Raw genomic sequence first — 15,247 nt, forward strand, 5'->3', positions numbered from 1 at the left:
GCTAGCGTACCAAGCAAGTGCTTGCTTAGGTATCGCAGGAGTCTTGTATGCCGATTTCTTCCAAGACCGTGGAGCCGGGCATCGTCTCGGTCACCGTCGACTACCCGCCGGTCAACGCCATCCCGTCACGCGGCTGGTTCGAACTCGCGGACACCATCACCGCCGCCGGACGCGACCCCGATACGCACGTGGTCATACTTCGGGCCGAAGGACGGGGCTTCAACGCCGGCGTCGACATCAAGGAAATGCAGAACACCGCCGGCTTCACCGCTCTGATCGACGCCAATCGCGGCTGCTTCGAAGCGTTTCGCTCGGTCTACGAATGCGCAGTGCCGGTGGTGGCCGCAGTCAACGGGTTCTGCGTCGGCGGCGGGATCGGCCTCGTCGGCAACGCCGACGTCATCGTCGCCTCCGATGACGCAAAATTTGGACTACCCGAAGTGGAGCGGGGTGCCCTCGGTGCGGCGACGCATCTGTCGCGCCTGGTCCCCCAGCACCTGATGCGACGGCTGTTCTTCACCGCCGCCACCGTGGGAGCTGACACCCTGCACCACTTCGGGTCCGTACACGAGGTGGTGCCGCGCGCCGAACTCGACGAAGCCGCGCTGCGCGTCGCCCGCGACATCGCCGCCAAGGACACCCGGGTGATCCGCGCCGCCAAGGAGGCGCTGAACTTCATCGACGTCCAGCCGGTCAACGCGCGGTACCGCATGGAACAGGGCTTCACGTTCGAACTCAACCTGGCCGGGGTCTCCGACGAACACCGGGACGCCTTCGCCGGGACCGACAAAGGGGCGAAATGACCGACAAGACAACCTCGCTCGACGAGGCGGTCTCGGCCGTCGAGAGTGGGATGACCATCGGCATCGGCGGCTGGGGATCACGGCGCAAACCCATGGCCTTGGTGCGGGCACTGCTGCGCACTGATGTCACCGACCTCACGGTTGTCACCTACGGCGGGCCCGACATCGGATTGCTCTGTGCCGCAGGCAAGGTCAAGCGGGTCTACTACGGCTTCGTCTCACTGGACTCGCCGCCGTTCTACGACCCCTGGTTCGCCAAGGCCCGAACCACCGGAGCCATCGAAGCTCGCGAGATGGACGAGGGCATGTTGCGCTGCGGTCTGCAAGCGGCCGCACAACGCCTGCCGTTCCTGCCTATCCGGGCCGGACTGGGCAGCGACGTGCGCGCGTTCTGGGGAGACGAGCTCAAGACGGTGCGCTCACCGTACAAGACGGGCGACGGGTTCGAGGAACTGATCGCCATGCCCGCGCTGAACCTCGATGTGGCGCTGACCCATCTCAATCTCGGTGACGTGCACGGTAATGCGGCGTATACCGGCATAGATCCGTACTTCGACGACCTGTACCTGATGGCGGCGCAGAAGCGGCTGATGAGTGTCGAGAAGCTGGTGTCCACCGATGAGCTGGTGAAAGCCGTTCCGCCGCAGGCACTGCTGGTCAACCGAATGATGGTCGACGCGGTGGTGCAGGCACCCGGGGTGCGCACTTCACCACCGCCGAACCGGACTACCGCCGTGACGAGAAATTCCAGCGGCACTACGCCGAAGCCGCGGGCAGCCAGGACAGCTGGCAACAGTTCGTCTCGACATATCTGTCCGGCAGCGAAGACGACTACCAGGCCGCGGTGCGCGCGTTCAAGGAGGCCCAGGCATGAGCGACCCCACCCGCGCGGAGATCTGCGCCGTCGCCTGCGCCGAACTGTTCCGCGACGCCGGCGAGATCATGGTGAGCCCGATGGCGAACATGGTCTCGATCGGCGCTCGGCTCGCTCGCCTGAGCTTTGCTCCCGACATCCTGCTGACCGACGGCGAAGCCCGGATACTCGCGGACACACCGGCGATGGGCGCCGCCGGTGCCATCGAGGGTTGGATGCCGTTCGGCCGCGTCTTCGAGACCCTGGCATGGGGCCGGCGCCACGTGGTGATGGGCGCCAACCAGATCGACCGCTACGGCAACCAGAACCTCTCGGCGTTCGGGCCGCTGCAGCACCCCAAACGGCAGATGTTCGGAGTCCGCGGGGCGCCGGGTAACAGCATCAACCACACCACCAGCTACTGGGTGGGAAACCACACCGCGCGGGTGTTCGGTCCGGTGGACATCGTTTCCGGAATCGGCTGGGACAAAGTTGATTCCAACAATCCGGCCTACCGCTTCGTCAACGTCTACCGGGTGGTGACCAACCTGGGGGTGTTCGACTTCAACGGTCCCGACCATCAGATGCGGGCAGTGTCGCTTCACCCCGGAGTGGAGGCGGCGCAGGTCGCCGAGAACACCGGTTTCGAGGTGCACGGGCTACACACCGCCGAGACCACCAGGACACCCACCCACCAGGAGATCGAGCTGATCAACACCATCGATCCGAAATCTCTGCGCGACAGGGAGATTCGCGCGTGAGCAAGCTGGTCACCCCACTCACCGAATTGGTGGGCATCGAACATCCCGTGGTGCAGACCGGTATGGGCTGGGTGGCCGGCGCGCGTCTGGTGGCGGCCACGTCCAATGCCGGCGGACTGGGCATCCTGGCCTCGGCAACCATGACGCTGCAGGAACTGCAGACCGCCGTCACGAAGGTCAAAGCGGTATGTGACAAACCGTTCGGCATCAACATCCGCGCTGACGCGGGTGACGCGAACGACCGCGTGGACCTGCTGATTCGCGAAGGCGTCAAGGTCGCCTCCTTCGCGCTGGCCCCCAAACCGGACCTGATCACCAAGCTCAAAGAAGCCGGCGTGGTGGTGATCCCATCGGTCGGCCTGGCCAAGCACGCCAAAAAGGTCGCGGGCTGGGGCGCCGACGCGGTGATCGTGCAAGGTGGCGAAGGTGGCGGTCACACCGGTCCCATCGCAACGACGCTGCTGTTGCCGTCGGTGCTCGACGCCGTGGCCGGCACCGGAATGCCCGTGGTTGCCGCAGGAGGCTTTTTCGACGGCCGCGGCCTGGCCGCCGCGTTGTCCTACGGGGCCGCGGGGGTTGCCATGGGGACCCGCTTCCTGCTCACCTCCGACTCCACTGTTCCCGACGCGGTGAAGCAGCGCTACCTGTCTTCTGCCCTGGACGGCACCGTGGTGTCCACCCGCGTCGACGGCATGCCGCACCGGGTGCTGCGGACCGGACTGGTGGAGAAGCTGGAGAGTGGCTCACGCGTGCGGGGATTCTCCGCCGCGATCCGCAACGCAGGCAAGTTCAAGAAGATGTCGGGCATGACGTGGAAGTCCATGGTCACCGACGGCCTCGCCATGCGGCACGGCAAGGATCTCACCTGGTCGCAAGTGGTCATGGCCGCCAACACCCCGATGCTGCTGAAGGCCGGCCTGGTCGAGGGGAACACCGAGGCCGGGGTACTGGCCTCGGGTCAGGTGGCCGGCATCCTGGACGACCTACCGTCCTGTGCCGAGTTGATCGACGAGATCGTCCGGGATGCGGTCAAGCACCTGCAGTCGGCGGCCGGTCACATCATCAACTGATCGGGAAGGACCACCGCAGAGCGCCAAGCGGCTCCGCGGTGTCCTCGCCCGCTGCTCTCTACAAGCGTTCGATGATGGTGACGTTCGCCGTGCCACCGCCCTCGCACATCGTCTGCAGGCCGTAGCGACCGCCGGTGCGCTCCAGGGTGTTCAACATCGTGGCGAACAGCTTGGCGCCGGTGGCGCCCAACGGGTGACCGAGAGCGATGGCACCGCCGTTGGGATTGACCTTGGCAGGGTCGATCTTGGTTTCCTTGATCCAGGACAGCACCACGGACGCGAAGGCCTCGTTGATCTCGACGGTGTCGATGTCCTCGATGGTCAGGCCGGTCTTCTCCAGGGCGTACCTGGTGGCCGGGATGGGACCGGTGAGCATCAGGACCGGATCGGCACCGCGCGCGCTGATGTGGTGTATCCGCGCCCGCGGCGTGAGGTTGTGGTCCTTGACCGCCTGCTCCGAAGCCAGCAGTACCGCCGAGGCGCCATCGGAGATCTGGCTGGCCAGCGCCGCCGTCAGCCGGCCACCGTCGACCAAGGTCTTCAGCCCGGCCATCTTCTCCAGCGACGTCTCGCGAGGGCCTTCGTCGACGCTGAAGCCGTCGATCGGGATGATCTCGTTGACGAAGTGTCCACCGCGGATGGCGGCCAGCGCCCGCTGATGGCTGGAGAGGGCGAACTCCTCCATATCCTCGCGGGAGAGATTCCAGCGCTCGGCGATCATCTCCGCGCCACGGAACTGCGAGATCTCCTGATCGCCGTAGCGGTGCAGCCAACTCTTCGATTCGTTGGTGGGTGAGGTGAAGCCGTACTGCTCGCCTGCGGTCATGGCCGACGAAATGGGGATCTGGCTCATGTTCTGCATACCGCCGGCGACGATCAGATCAGCGGTGCCCGCCATGATCGCCTGTGCACCAAAGGAAATGGCCTGCTGGCTGGATCCGCACTGGCGGTCGACAGTGACGCCGGGAACTTCCTCCGGGTACCCCGCGGCCAGCCAGGAGAGTCGCCCGATGTTGCCCGCCTGGGCACCGATGGCGTCGACACAACCGGCAATCACGTCGTCGACGGCGCCGGGGTCGACGTCCACGCGGTCGAACAGGCCGCGCCAACCGGCTGCGCCCAGGTCGACTGGATGCAGGCCGGCCAGCGATCCGTTGCGCTTGCCGACCGCGGTACGCACGGCTTCGACGACGTACGCCTCTGGCATGGGGACTCCTCTAGTGTTTGTCGGCGGCTATTCCACCGAGAACGATCGAAAGATACTGTGCGCCAACCTGTTCTGCGGTAAGGCCACGATTGGGCTGGTACCAGCGCACGGAGACCCAGGTGGTGTCGCGAATGAATCGGTACACGAGGTCGACATCGATATCCGGGCGGAAGTAGCCCTCCTCGATGCCCTGGTTGAGCACGTCCACCCACATCTTGCGCTGCTCACGGTTACGCGCCTCGAGGTAGGCGAACCGGGGTTGCCCGGACAGCCGCTTGGCCTCGTCCTGATAGATCACCACCTGGGCGTGGTGATGCTCGATGGCCTCGAACGACGCCATGAACAGCCCTTTGAGCCGCTCGAGGGGATTGGGTTCGGTGTCGATGATGTGTTGGTACCGCTCGAACAACCAGTTCAGGAAGTTGCGTAACACCTCGTCGACCATTTCTTCTTTGGACTTGAAATGGTGATAGAGACTTCCCGAGAGAATCCCCGCGGCGTCGGCGATGTCACGAACGGTGGTGGCACGCAGACCACGTTCGGCCATCATCGTCGCGGCGAGCGCAAGCAGCTCGTCACGGCGGGTCGGCGCGGCGCTGTCCATCAGCCCAGAGTACCAACCAAGCACTTGCTTGGCGAACTGGTCACGCTCGTTGACTCGACACCGAGATCACCTCGCCGGTGAGGTAACTGGAGTACTCGCTGGCCAGGAAGGCAATGGTAGCGGCCACCTCCCACGGCTCGGCGGCCCGGCCGAACGCCTCGTCCGAGGACAGCCGGTCCAGCAGATCCGACGAACTGGTCTTTTCCAGGAACTTGTGCCGGGCGATGCTCGGCGAGACTGCGTTGATGCGCACACCGAACTCAACGGCCTCGATGGCGCTGCAGCGGGTCAGCGCCATCACTCCGGCCTTGGCCGCGGCGTAGTGGGCCTGAGAATGCTGGGCACGCCAACCGAGCACACTGGCGTTGTTGACGATCACTCCGCCGTGGCCGGCATCGCGGAAGTAGCGCAACGCGGCCCTGGTGGCCCGCATGACCGAGGTGAGTGTGACGTTGAGGACGCGGTCCCACTCGTCGTCGGTCATGTCGACCACCGGCGTCTGCCCGCCCAGGCCGGCGTTGTTCACCAGGACGTCCAACCGTCCGGCTTTGGCAACCGTCTCCGCGATCAGCGCGTCGACGGCGGCCGTCGAGGTCACATCACACACCACCGCCTCGACCGTGCCCAGTCCCAACGCAGCCAGCTGGTCCCGGGTCTCACCGAGCCGCCGTTCGTGATAGTCGGAGACCACCACGTCCGCGCCCTCGAGCAGAGCGCGTCGGGCGGTGGCCGACCCGATGCCCGTGCCTGCAGCCGCGGTCACCAGAACGACCTTGCCGCGCAGCAGTCCGTGGCCGTCGATCTCCTCGGGTACGTCCGCCAGAGTCATCCCTTCACCTCTCGAGGAAGTCCGAGCACCCGCTCGGCGATGATGTTGCGCTGGATCTCGTTGGACCCGCCATAGATGGTGTCCGCGCGCGAGAACAAGTACAGCCGTTGCCATTCATCGAAATCACCGCCGTCGAGGGTGAGCGACGACTTGCCCATCACGTCCATGGCCAGCTCACCAAGGCCGCGATGCCAGTTGGCCCACAACAACTTCGAGATGTTGTCCTGACCCGGCTTCTCGACATCCATGGTGGCCAGCGCGTAGGACCGCATGGCCCGCAGTCCCACCCACGCGCGGGTGAGACGCTCCCGGATCACCGGGTCGTCGACGGAACCATTGCGTTGCGCCAGGTCGACGATGCCGGAAAGCTCACGTGCGTAACGGATCTGCTGACCCAGGGTGGATACGCCACGCTCGAACGTCAGGGTGCCCATCGCAACCCGCCAACCGTCACCGGGCTCCCCCACCACCAGATCGGCATCGGTACGGGCACCGGTGAAGAACACCTCGTTGAACTCGGAGTCGCCGGTGAGCTGGACGATGGGCCGGATCTCGACACCCGGTTGATCCAACGGAACCAATAGATACGACAGCCCGGCATGACGTTTGGAGCCCTTCTCGGTGCGCGCCACCACAAAGCACCACTGCGCCCAGTGCGCCAGCGACGTCCAGACCTTCTGGCCGTTGAGGATCCAGCTGTCACCGTCCAACTCGGCGGTGGTGGACACATTGGCCAGGTCACTACCCGCCCCGGGCTCCGAATAGCCCTGCGACCACAGTTCGGTGACGTCGAGGATGCGGGGCAGGAAACGCTGCTGCTGCGCGGGCGTGCCGAACGCGATCAGGGTGGGACCCAGCAGTTCCTCACCGAAGTGGTTCACCTTGTCCGGGGCGTCGGCGCGCGCGTACTCCTCGTAGAACGCCACCCGGTGAGCCACCGACAGCCCGCGGCCGCCGTGCTCTACCGGCCAGCCGAGACAGGTCAGTCCGGCCTTGGCCAGATGCTGGTTCCACGCCCGTCGTTCCTCGAATGCCTCGTGTTCTCGTCCCGGGCCGCCGAGGCCTTTCAGCGCCGCGAATTCACCGACCAGATTGTCGGCCAACCATTCGCGGACCTCCGCCCGGAACTTCTGGACCTCCTCCATCCCTGTAGGCTAACCTACCAAGCACTTGCTTTGTTAGGAGCGTCCATGACGAGCGTCCCGCAGACCACGCCTGCGGTGTTGGACCGGATCGCACACGAATTACCCGAGCACGAAGCGCTGGTCACCGCCGAGAAGACATTCACGTTCGCACAGCTGCGCACCGAGGTCCGCCGCGCCGCCGCGGCCATGCTCGACCTCGGTCTGGCAGCCGGTGACCGGGTGGCCATCTGGTCTCCCAACACCTGGCACTGGGTGGTGGCATGCCTGGCGACGCACTACGCCGGCGGTGTCGTGGTGCCCCTCAACACCCGCTACACCGCCGGCGAGGCCGCCGACATCCTGGCCCGCACCGAGGTTCCCCTGCTGATCGCGATGGGCGAGTTCCTGGGCTCCGACCGGGTGGCCGACCTAGACCTGGCTGCGTTACCCGCGCTGCAGAACATCGTGCGCATTCCACTCGACAAGGCCGACGGCACCTGGGACGAGTTCGTCAGGCGCGGTACCGACCTCGACGCCGCCGATGCCCGCGCAGCCGCCGTCACACCGGACGACATCTCCGACATCCTCTTCACCTCCGGCACCACCGGCCGCAGCAAGGGTGTGCTGTGTGCACACCGGCAGTCACTGTCCGCACCGGCGGCGTGGGCGGCGTGCGGTGAGGTGACCAGCGCCGACCGCTATCTGTGCATCAACCCGTTCTTCCACAATTTCGGGTACAAGGCCGGCATCCTGGCCTGCCTGCAGACCGGCGCCACGCTGATCCCGATGCAGACCTTCGATCCCGAGAAGACCATGGCGGCAGTGGCCGAACACCGCGCCACCGTGCTACCGGGCCCGCCGACCATCTACCAGACCCTGCTCGATCACCCCAGGCGCGCCGACTACGACCTGTCCTCGCTGCGGTTTGCCGTCACCGGTGCGGCGGTGGTGCCGGTGGTGCTGATCGAACGCATGCAGTCCGAACTCGACATCGACATCGTGCTGACCGCGTACGGGCTGACCGAGGCCAGCGGTTTCGGCACCATGTGCCGCTCTGACGACGATGCGGTGACGGTGGCCACGACATGCGGGCGACCCATCGCCGATTTCGAGCTCCGCATCGACGACACCGGCGAGGTCCTGTTGCGCGGCCCCAATGTGATGCTGGGCTACCTCGACGACCCGACCGCCACCGCGGCCGCCATCGACACCGACGGGTGGCTGCACACCGGCGACATCGGAACCGTCGACGCCGCGGGCAATCTCAGCATCACCGACCGCCTCAAGGACATGTACATATGCGGCGGGTTCAACGTCTACCCCGCCGAGATCGAGCAGGTGCTCGCGCGTCTGGACGGGGTGGCCGAGGCCGCGGTGATCGGTGTCCCGGATGCTCGGCTGGGCGAGGTGGGCAAGGCATTCGTGGTCACCTTGCCGGACGCCGTGCTGGACGAGGACGCTGTCATCGCCTTCACAAAAACGCACCTGGCCAACTTCAAGACGCCCCGTTCGGTGGAGTTTCTCGACGTGTTGCCGCGCAATCCCGGCGGCAAGGTCGTCAAGCCACAGCTGAGAGAAAGAACCTGATGGATCTCAATTTCGGAGACGACGCCGAAGATTTCCGGGCCGAGGTACGTGCCTTCCTCGCCGACCACACCGCCGATTTCCCCACCGAGTCCTACGACACGGCACAAGGTTTCGAGCAGCACCGACGCTGGGACAAGATCCTGTTCGACGCCGGGCTGTCGGTGATCACCTGGCCTGAGAGGTACGGCGGCCGCGACGCCACGTTGCTGCAGTGGGTGGTGTACGAAGAGGAGTACTTTCGTGCGGGCGCCCCTGGACGGGCCAGCGCCAACGGCACCTCGATGCTGGCGCCAACCCTGTTCGCTCACGGAACTCAGGAGCAGCTGGACCGGATCCTGCCGAAAATGGCCAGTGGCGAACAGATCTGGGCCCAAGCCTGGTCGGAACCGGAATCCGGTAGCGATCTGGCCTCACTGCGGTCGACGGCCACCAGAACCGACGGCGGCTGGAAACTCAACGGGCAGAAGATCTGGAGCTCGCGCGCGGTGTTCGGTGAGCGCGCCTTCGGACTGTTCCGCTCCGATCCACAAGCGCAACGGCACAAAGGCCTGACCTATGTGATGTTCGATCTGAAGGCGCCCGGAGTGACGGTGCGGCCCATCGCACAACTGGGCGGCGACACCGGATTCGGCGAGATCTTCCTCGACGACGTGTTCGTGCCCGACGAGGATGTGATCGGCGAACCGCATCAGGGCTGGAAGGCCGCCATGAGCACGTCGAGCAACGAGCGTGGGATGTCACTGCGCAGCCCGGCCCGTTTTCTGGCGCCTGCCGAACGACTGGTCGCGCAGTGGAAGAGGAATCCGCTGCCGGAGTTCACCGATCGGGTGGCCGATGCCTGGATCAAGGCACAGGCTTACCGGCTGCACACCTTCGGCACCGTCACCCGGGTGGCCGGTGGAGGCGAGTTGGGCGCCGAATCCTCGGTGACCAAGGTGTTCTGGTCTGAGCTGGACGTCGACATCCACCAGACCGCGCTCGATCTGCGCGGTGCGGACGGCGAGCTGGCCGATGCGTGGACCGACGGGTATCTCTTCGCCCTCGGCGGACCGATCTATGCCGGCACCAACGAGATTCAGCGCAACATCATCGCCGAGCGACTGCTGGGTCTGCCCAGGGAGGCCAAATGAACTTCGAGATCGACGAAGACCAGCGCGATTTCGCCAAGTCCATCGACGCCGCGCTGGGCGCAGCCGACCTACCGGCTGCGGTGCGGGCCTGGTCGGACGGCGATACCGCTCCCGCCCGCAAGGTGTGGGCCACCCTCACCGATCTCGGCGTCACCGCGCTGGCCGTACCCGAGGAGCAGGACGGCATCGGAGCCCACCCCGTGGACCTGGTGGTGGCATTGGAACGGCTGGGCCGCTGGTGCGTCCCGGGCCCGGTGGCCGAATCCATTGCGGTGGCCCCGGTTCTGCTGGCCGGCGACGAGCGCAACACCGCCTTGGCGGCTGGTGAGCTGATTGCCACCGTGGCCATACCCGAGGTGCAGCCGCGCGCGGTCGACACCGAATTCGCCGGGTTGATCCTGGTCGGGTCCGGCACCGAGGTGCGCAGCGGTACCGCCGGTGAGAAGCACCGCTGCGTCGATCCGAGCCGCACCTTGTCGGACGTGAGTGCTGGTGGCGACCCGTGGACCGCCGACGTCGACCGCGCCGTCGAGTTCGGTGCGCTGGCCACTGCCGCGTTACTCATCGGTGCAGGGCAGGCCATGCTGGACATGTCGGTCGAATATGCCAAGCAGCGCAGCCAATTCGGCCGGGCGATCGGCAGCTATCAGGCGATCAAACACAAGCTGGCCGACGTGCACATCGCGCTCGAACTGGCCCGCCCATTGGTGTACGGCGCGGCCCTGTCACTGGCCGACCGATCCCCCGATACCGCCCGCGACGTCAGCGCCGCCAAGGTCGCCGCCTCCGATGCCGGGTTGCTGGCGGCCCGCTCGTCGCTGCAGACACATGGCGCCATCGGATTCACCGCCGAGCACGACCTGTCGCTGTGGTTACTGCGGGTGCAGGCACTGCGCGCGGCATGGGGTGACCCTGCCACGCATCGCCGACGGCTTTTGGAGGCCATCAGTGTCTGACGAACGCGACCTGCTCATCCAGACCCTGCGGGACCTGGTGGACAAGCACGCCGCACCGGAAGCCGTCCGCGCAGCCATGGATTCGGACAGCGGTTACGACGAGAAGCTCTGGCGACTGCTGTGTGAACAGGTAGGTGTCGCGGCTCTGCTGATACCCGAGGAACTCGGGGCGCCGGCGGCGAACTCGGCGATGCCGCGGCGGCCTTGGCCGCGCTGGCTCGCAACCTGGTACCCACCCCGTTGCTCGGCACCCTGCTGGCCGAATGGGCACTGCTGTCGGTCGACGAGCCCGACGCCGAGACGCTGGAGATGCTGGCCGCGGGCGAGGCCACCGGCGCGGTGGTGTTCGACGCCGGTTTCGTGGTGGGCGGCGTCGGAGCCGACATCGTGATCGCCGTCGAAGACGGCCAGCTGGTGCGCTGGACGGAATTCACCGCCCAACCGCTGACCACCATGGACCCCACCAGACGGCTGGCACGCGTCGAGCCCACACAGTCCGCACCCCTGGGACCCGATCCCGGGCTGGCCGACGTCGCGGCCCTGCTGCTGGCCGCCGAAGCTGTGGCCGCCGCAGGTCGCGCCCTTGAGCTCACCGTCGAGTATTCCAAGGAACGGGTGCAGTTCGGCAGGCCCATCGGCAGCTTCCAGGCCCTCAAACACCGCATGGCCGATCTGTATGTCAAGGTGCAGACAGCGGGTGCCGTCGTCGACGAGGCGGTGCAGAATTACGCGGTCGATCCGTCACCGTCGGCCGCCTCACTGGCGTTCGTCATCGCCAGCGAGGCGTTCACCGATGTGGTGGCCGACGCCGTTCAGATCCATGGCGGCATCGCGATCACGGCCGAGCACGATATCCAGCTGTATTTCAAACGGGCGCATGGCACTTCGCAGCTTCTGGGTCCGGTGCGCGAGCATCTGCGCAAGCTCGAGGATGAGGTGCTCTCGTTGGATGTGGACGAGCCCGTAATCTGAGACGGTGAAGACCGCGCTGCGGGCGGGCATCCCGCCGTTCTACGTGATGGACGTGTGGCTGGCCGCGGCGCAGCGCCAGCGCACCCACGGTGATCTGGTGAATCTGTCGGCAGGCCAGCCCAGTGTGGGAGCACCGGGGCCGGTGCGCGCCGCGGCGATGGCCGCCCTGGACAGCGGCCAGCTGGGCTACACCGTGGCGCTGGGCATCCCGGAACTTCGCACGGCCATCGCCGAGTCCTACTCGACGGCGCACGACATCTCTGTTGATGTCGACGACGTGGTGGTGACCACCGGATCCTCCGGTGGCTTCCTGCTGGCGTTCCTGGCCTGTTTCGACGCCGGTGACCGGGTGGCGGTCACCAGCCCCGGCTATCCGTGTTACCGCAACATCCTGACCGCGCTGGGCTGCGAGGTAGTCGACCTGCCGTGTGGTCCCGATACCCGCTTCCAGCCCACCGCTGCGATGCTGGCTGCCGTCGACCCGCCGTTGGACGGCGTGATCGTCGCCAGCCCGGCCAATCCCACGGGCACCGTGATCGCACGGGAGGAACTGGCCGCCATCGCCACCTGGTGCGCCGAGACCGGGGTGCGGCTGATCAGCGACGAGGTGTACCACGGCTTGGTGTATCCCGGTGCGCCACAAACCAGTTGCGCGTGGTCGACGTCGCGCGAGGCCGTGGTGGTCAACAGCTTCTCGAAGTACTTCGCCATGACAGGTTGGCGGTTGGGCTGGATGGTGGTGCCCAAGTCACTGCAGCGCGCCGTGGACCGGTTGACCGGTAACTTCACCATCTGCCCGCCGGTACTGTCGCAACACGCTGCCGTCGCGGCGTTCACCCAGGAGGCCGTCGCCGAGGCGGACAGCCATCTGCAGCACTACGGCCGCAACCGCGACCGGCTGCTGAACGGCTTGCGGGACATCGGAATCGACAAACTGGCGCCCACCGATGGGGCCTTCTACGTGTACGCCGACGTGTCGCATCTGACCGATGACTCGCTGGCCTTCTGCGCCACGCTGCTCGAAGAGACCGGAGTGGCGATCGCTCCCGGCATCGACTTCGACCCGGTGGGCGGAACCTCCTATGTCCGGCTGTCGTTCGCCGGGCCCACCGCCGATCTCGACGAAGCGGTCGGGCGGATCGGAGCGTGGATTTCGGCGTGATTACGACCGCTGACCGACCGATATCACGCCGAAATCCCGGTTACCTGGCCGACCAGCCGCCGTCCATCGTGTAGGACGCGCCGGTGACCATGCCCGCAGCGGGAGTGGACAGCCAACCGACAAGGGCCGCCACCTCAACCGGCTCGACCAGCCGCTTGATGGCGCTCTCGGTGAGCATGATCTTGGCCAGCACCTCATCCTCACCGATGCCGTGCGTGCGGGCCTGGTCGGCGATCTGCTTGGTCACCAGCGGGGTGCGCACATAACCGGGATTGACACAGTTGCTGGTGACGCCATGCGAACCACCCTCCAGCGCAGTGACTTTCGACAGACCCTCGAGTCCGTGCTTGGCGGTCACATAAGCCACCTTGTACTCCGAGGCGCGCAGTCCGTGCACGGACGAGATGTTGATGACCCGACCGAATCCCTGGGCGTACATGTGCGGCAGGGCGGCGCGCACCAGCAGGAACGGCGCTTCCACCATCAGCGTCTGGATCATCCGGAACTTGGCGGGTTCAAAGTCCTGGATGGGGTTGATGCTCTGGATACCCGCATTGTTGACCAGGATGTCGGTCTCCAGCCGCAGGTTCTCCAGTTCTGCCACGTCGAGAAGGTCTACGGCCCAGGCGGTCCCGTCGATCTCGTCGGCGACAGCCTTGGCGGCGGACTCGTCGATGTCCGCCACGGTCACAGCGGCACCACGAGTGGCGAGATCGCGGGCACAGGCCGCGCCGATCCCACTGCCGCCGCCGGTGACCAGGGCGGTCCTACCCGCAAGCTCGCTCACGCCGGCGTCCTGGGGGCATCCCTGATCTCCTCGGCATCGGCGATGTCGAGAGTCTTGAGGTCAAGTCCGTTGGTCTCCCGGACGAAGAGCACTGCCACCAGCGTCACCAGACAGGCGCCGGCCAAGTAGATGGCGACCGGCACCGAGGAGCCGTAGATGTCCAGCAGTTTCACCGCGATCAGCGGCGCCAGCGAACCGGCGACGATGGACGTGACCTGATAACCAAGAGACACACCGGAATAGCGCATCCGGGTGGGGAACATCTCGGCCATGATGGCCGGCTGCGGGGCGTACATCAGCGCGTGGAACACCAGACCGATGGTGACCGCCGCGGTGACCACGGCGAAGTTGCCACTGTCCATCATCGGGAAGGCGAAGAAGCCCCACGAGGCGCCCACGATGGCACCGGCCATGTAGACCGGGCGGCGTCCGAACTTGTCGGCCAGGTGCCCGACGTAGGGCACAACCGCGAAGTGCACCAGGTGCGCCACCAGCAGGTACCACAGGATGGACGAGGTGTCGGCCCCCACGTGGACCTTGAGATAGGTGATGGTGAAGGTGACCACCAGGTAGTACATGATGTTCTCGCCGAAACGCAGACCCATCGCGGTGAAGACGCCACGCGGGTAACGCTTCAGCACCTCGATGACGCTGAACGACGACGCCTTGATGCGCTCGGCCTCTTCCTGAGCGGCGACGAAGATGGGTGCGTCGGTGACCTTGGTGCGGATGTAGTAGCCGATCAGCACCACCACTGCCGACAGCCAGAACGCCACGCGCCAGCCCCAGGACAGGAAGGCGGCATCCGAGAGGGTGGTCGTCAGGACCAGCAGCACCACGGTTGCCAACAGGTTGCCCGCGGGCACACCAGCCTGCGGCCAGCTGGCCCAGAACCCGCGCTGCTTGTCCGGGCTGTGTTCGGCCACCAGCAAAACCGCACCGCCCCACTCACCGCCGACCGCGAAACCCTGGATAAAGCGCAGTGCCACCAGCAGGCCCGGAGCCCAGTAACCGATCTGACCGTAGGTCGGCAGGCAACCCATCAGGAAGGTGGCCGCACCCACCAGCACCAGGCTGAACTGCAGCAGCTTCTTGCGTCCGTATTTGTCGCCGTAGTGACCGAACACCACACCACCGAGTGGCCGGGCAACGAAGCCCACGGCGTAGGTGGCGAATGCAAGGAAGATCGCGTTGAGCTCGCTGGTGGTCTCGGAGAAGAACACCTTGCTGAAAACCAGGGTCGCGGCGGTGCCGTAGAGAAAGAACTCGTACCACTCGACGACCGTGCCGGCCATCGAGGCCGCCACCACTCGCCGCAGTCCTTGCGGAACAGACGAAGTTATCGGCTGGCTCATCTTGTCTCCCTCATGTGATGCCCACCACAAATCGTGTCGAGTATTGA

General features: G+C 66.0%; 13 protein-coding genes and 2 pseudogenes. 9 read left to right on the forward strand and 6 right to left on the reverse strand.

Annotated features, from left to right (window positions below):
• Nucleotides 1-47 precede the first annotated feature (47 nt).
• The 4 genes and pseudogenes from echA20 to ipdC all read left to right on the forward strand — a co-directional run bounded on the left by echA20 (nucleotide 48) and on the right by ipdC (nucleotide 3,487).
• Nucleotides 48-803 carry a (7aS)-7a-methyl-1,5-dioxo-2,3,5,6,7,7a-hexahydro-1H-indene-carboxyl-CoA hydrolase gene (echA20, locus tag BVC93_RS09180; protein WP_083736892.1) on the forward strand — a complete coding sequence of 252 codons (756 nt, stop codon included), beginning with the start codon at nucleotides 48-50 and terminating at the stop codon, nucleotides 801-803.
• Nucleotides 800-1,677, forward strand: a pseudogene (ipdA, locus tag BVC93_RS09185) (cholesterol ring-cleaving hydrolase subunit IpdA). Before echA20 ends, ipdA begins: the two are co-directional and overlap by 4 nt.
• Nucleotides 1,674-2,417 (forward strand): cholesterol ring-cleaving hydrolase subunit IpdB, encoded by a 744-nt coding sequence (gene ipdB, locus BVC93_RS09190; protein WP_083736893.1) that lies wholly within the window; start codon nucleotides 1,674-1,676, stop codon nucleotides 2,415-2,417. The pseudogene ipdA and the gene ipdB overlap by 4 nt, the downstream one beginning before the upstream one ends.
• Entirely contained in the window at nucleotides 2,414-3,487 is a 1,074-nt protein-coding gene (gene ipdC, locus BVC93_RS09195; protein ID WP_083736894.1) for a (3aS,4S,5R,7aS)-5-hydroxy-7a-methyl-1-oxo-octahydro-1H-indene-4-carboxyl-CoA dehydrogenase, read from the forward strand. The genes ipdB and ipdC overlap by 4 nt, the downstream gene beginning before the upstream one ends.
• Nucleotides 3,488-3,545: 58 nt before the next feature.
• On the opposite strand, the gene fadA6 is transcribed toward ipdC, so the two are convergent.
• Genes fadA6 through ipdE1 form a run of 4 tightly spaced genes read right to left on the reverse strand, consistent with a single transcriptional unit; the run spans nucleotide 3,546 to nucleotide 7,272 of the window.
• Entirely contained in the window at nucleotides 3,546-4,694 is a 1,149-nt protein-coding gene (gene fadA6 / locus BVC93_RS09200) for a steroid 3-ketoacyl-CoA thiolase FadA6 (protein ID WP_083736895.1), read from the reverse strand.
• Nucleotides 4,695-4,704: 10 nt separating this feature from the next.
• On the reverse strand, nucleotides 4,705-5,298 hold the full coding sequence (gene kstR2 / locus BVC93_RS09205; RefSeq protein ID WP_083736896.1) for a TetR family transcriptional regulator KstR2: 594 nt from the start codon (nucleotides 5,296-5,298) through the stop codon (nucleotides 4,705-4,707).
• Between the two features lie 40 nt (nucleotides 5,299-5,338).
• Nucleotides 5,339-6,127 carry a (5R,7aS)-5-hydroxy-7a-methyl-1-oxo-2,3,5,6,7,7a-hexahydro-1H-indene-carboxyl-CoA reductase gene (gene ipdF / locus BVC93_RS09210; protein ID WP_083736897.1) on the reverse strand — a complete coding sequence of 263 codons (789 nt, stop codon included), beginning with the start codon at nucleotides 6,125-6,127 and terminating at the stop codon, nucleotides 5,339-5,341.
• A complete protein-coding gene (gene ipdE1, locus BVC93_RS09215; protein WP_083736898.1) occupies nucleotides 6,124-7,272 on the reverse strand; it encodes an acyl-CoA dehydrogenase IpdE1 in 1,149 nt (382 codons plus the stop codon). Before ipdE1 ends, ipdF begins: the two co-directional genes overlap by 4 nt.
• A 45-nt stretch (nucleotides 7,273-7,317) precedes the next feature.
• Between ipdE1 and fadD3 the strand changes: the two genes are divergently transcribed.
• The 5 genes and pseudogenes from fadD3 (at nucleotide 7,318) to BVC93_RS09240 (ending at nucleotide 13,058) form a co-directional block, all read left to right on the forward strand.
• Nucleotides 7,318-8,838, forward strand: coding sequence for a 3-((3aS,4S,7aS)-7a-methyl-1,5-dioxo-octahydro-1H-inden-4-yl)propanoate--CoA ligase FadD3 (gene fadD3 / locus BVC93_RS09220; protein ID WP_083736899.1), 1,521 nt, complete (start codon nucleotides 7,318-7,320; stop codon nucleotides 8,836-8,838).
• Nucleotides 8,838-9,968, forward strand: a complete 1,131-nt coding sequence (locus BVC93_RS09225) for an acyl-CoA dehydrogenase family protein (protein ID WP_083736900.1) — start codon at nucleotides 8,838-8,840, stop codon at nucleotides 9,966-9,968. The genes fadD3 and BVC93_RS09225 overlap by 1 nt, the downstream gene beginning before the upstream one ends.
• Nucleotides 9,965-10,924, forward strand: a complete 960-nt coding sequence (locus BVC93_RS09230) for an acyl-CoA dehydrogenase family protein (RefSeq protein WP_083736901.1) — start codon at nucleotides 9,965-9,967, stop codon at nucleotides 10,922-10,924. The genes BVC93_RS09225 and BVC93_RS09230 overlap by 4 nt, the downstream gene beginning before the upstream one ends.
• Nucleotides 10,917-11,896, forward strand: a pseudogene (ipdE2, locus tag BVC93_RS09235) (acyl-CoA dehydrogenase IpdE2). Before BVC93_RS09230 ends, ipdE2 begins: the two are co-directional and overlap by 8 nt.
• A 46-nt stretch (nucleotides 11,897-11,942) precedes the next feature.
• Nucleotides 11,943-13,058 (forward strand): pyridoxal phosphate-dependent aminotransferase, encoded by a 1,116-nt coding sequence (locus BVC93_RS09240; RefSeq protein ID WP_083740925.1) that lies wholly within the window; start codon nucleotides 11,943-11,945, stop codon nucleotides 13,056-13,058.
• Nucleotides 13,059-13,098: 40 nt separating this feature from the next.
• Here BVC93_RS09240 and BVC93_RS09245 read toward each other — a convergent pair whose 3' ends face one another.
• A complete protein-coding gene (locus BVC93_RS09245) occupies nucleotides 13,099-13,845 on the reverse strand; it encodes a 3-hydroxybutyrate dehydrogenase (protein WP_083736902.1) in 747 nt (248 codons plus the stop codon).
• Nucleotides 13,842-15,200 carry an MFS transporter gene (locus tag BVC93_RS09250; protein ID WP_083736903.1) on the reverse strand — a complete coding sequence of 453 codons (1,359 nt, stop codon included), beginning with the start codon at nucleotides 15,198-15,200 and terminating at the stop codon, nucleotides 13,842-13,844. Before BVC93_RS09250 ends, BVC93_RS09245 begins: the two co-directional genes overlap by 4 nt.
• Nucleotides 15,201-15,247: the final 47 nt, after the last annotated feature.

Origin of the sequence: Mycobacterium sp. MS1601, from assembly GCF_001984215.1 — a bacterium.
Taxonomy (GTDB): domain Bacteria; phylum Actinomycetota; class Actinomycetes; order Mycobacteriales; family Mycobacteriaceae; genus Mycobacterium.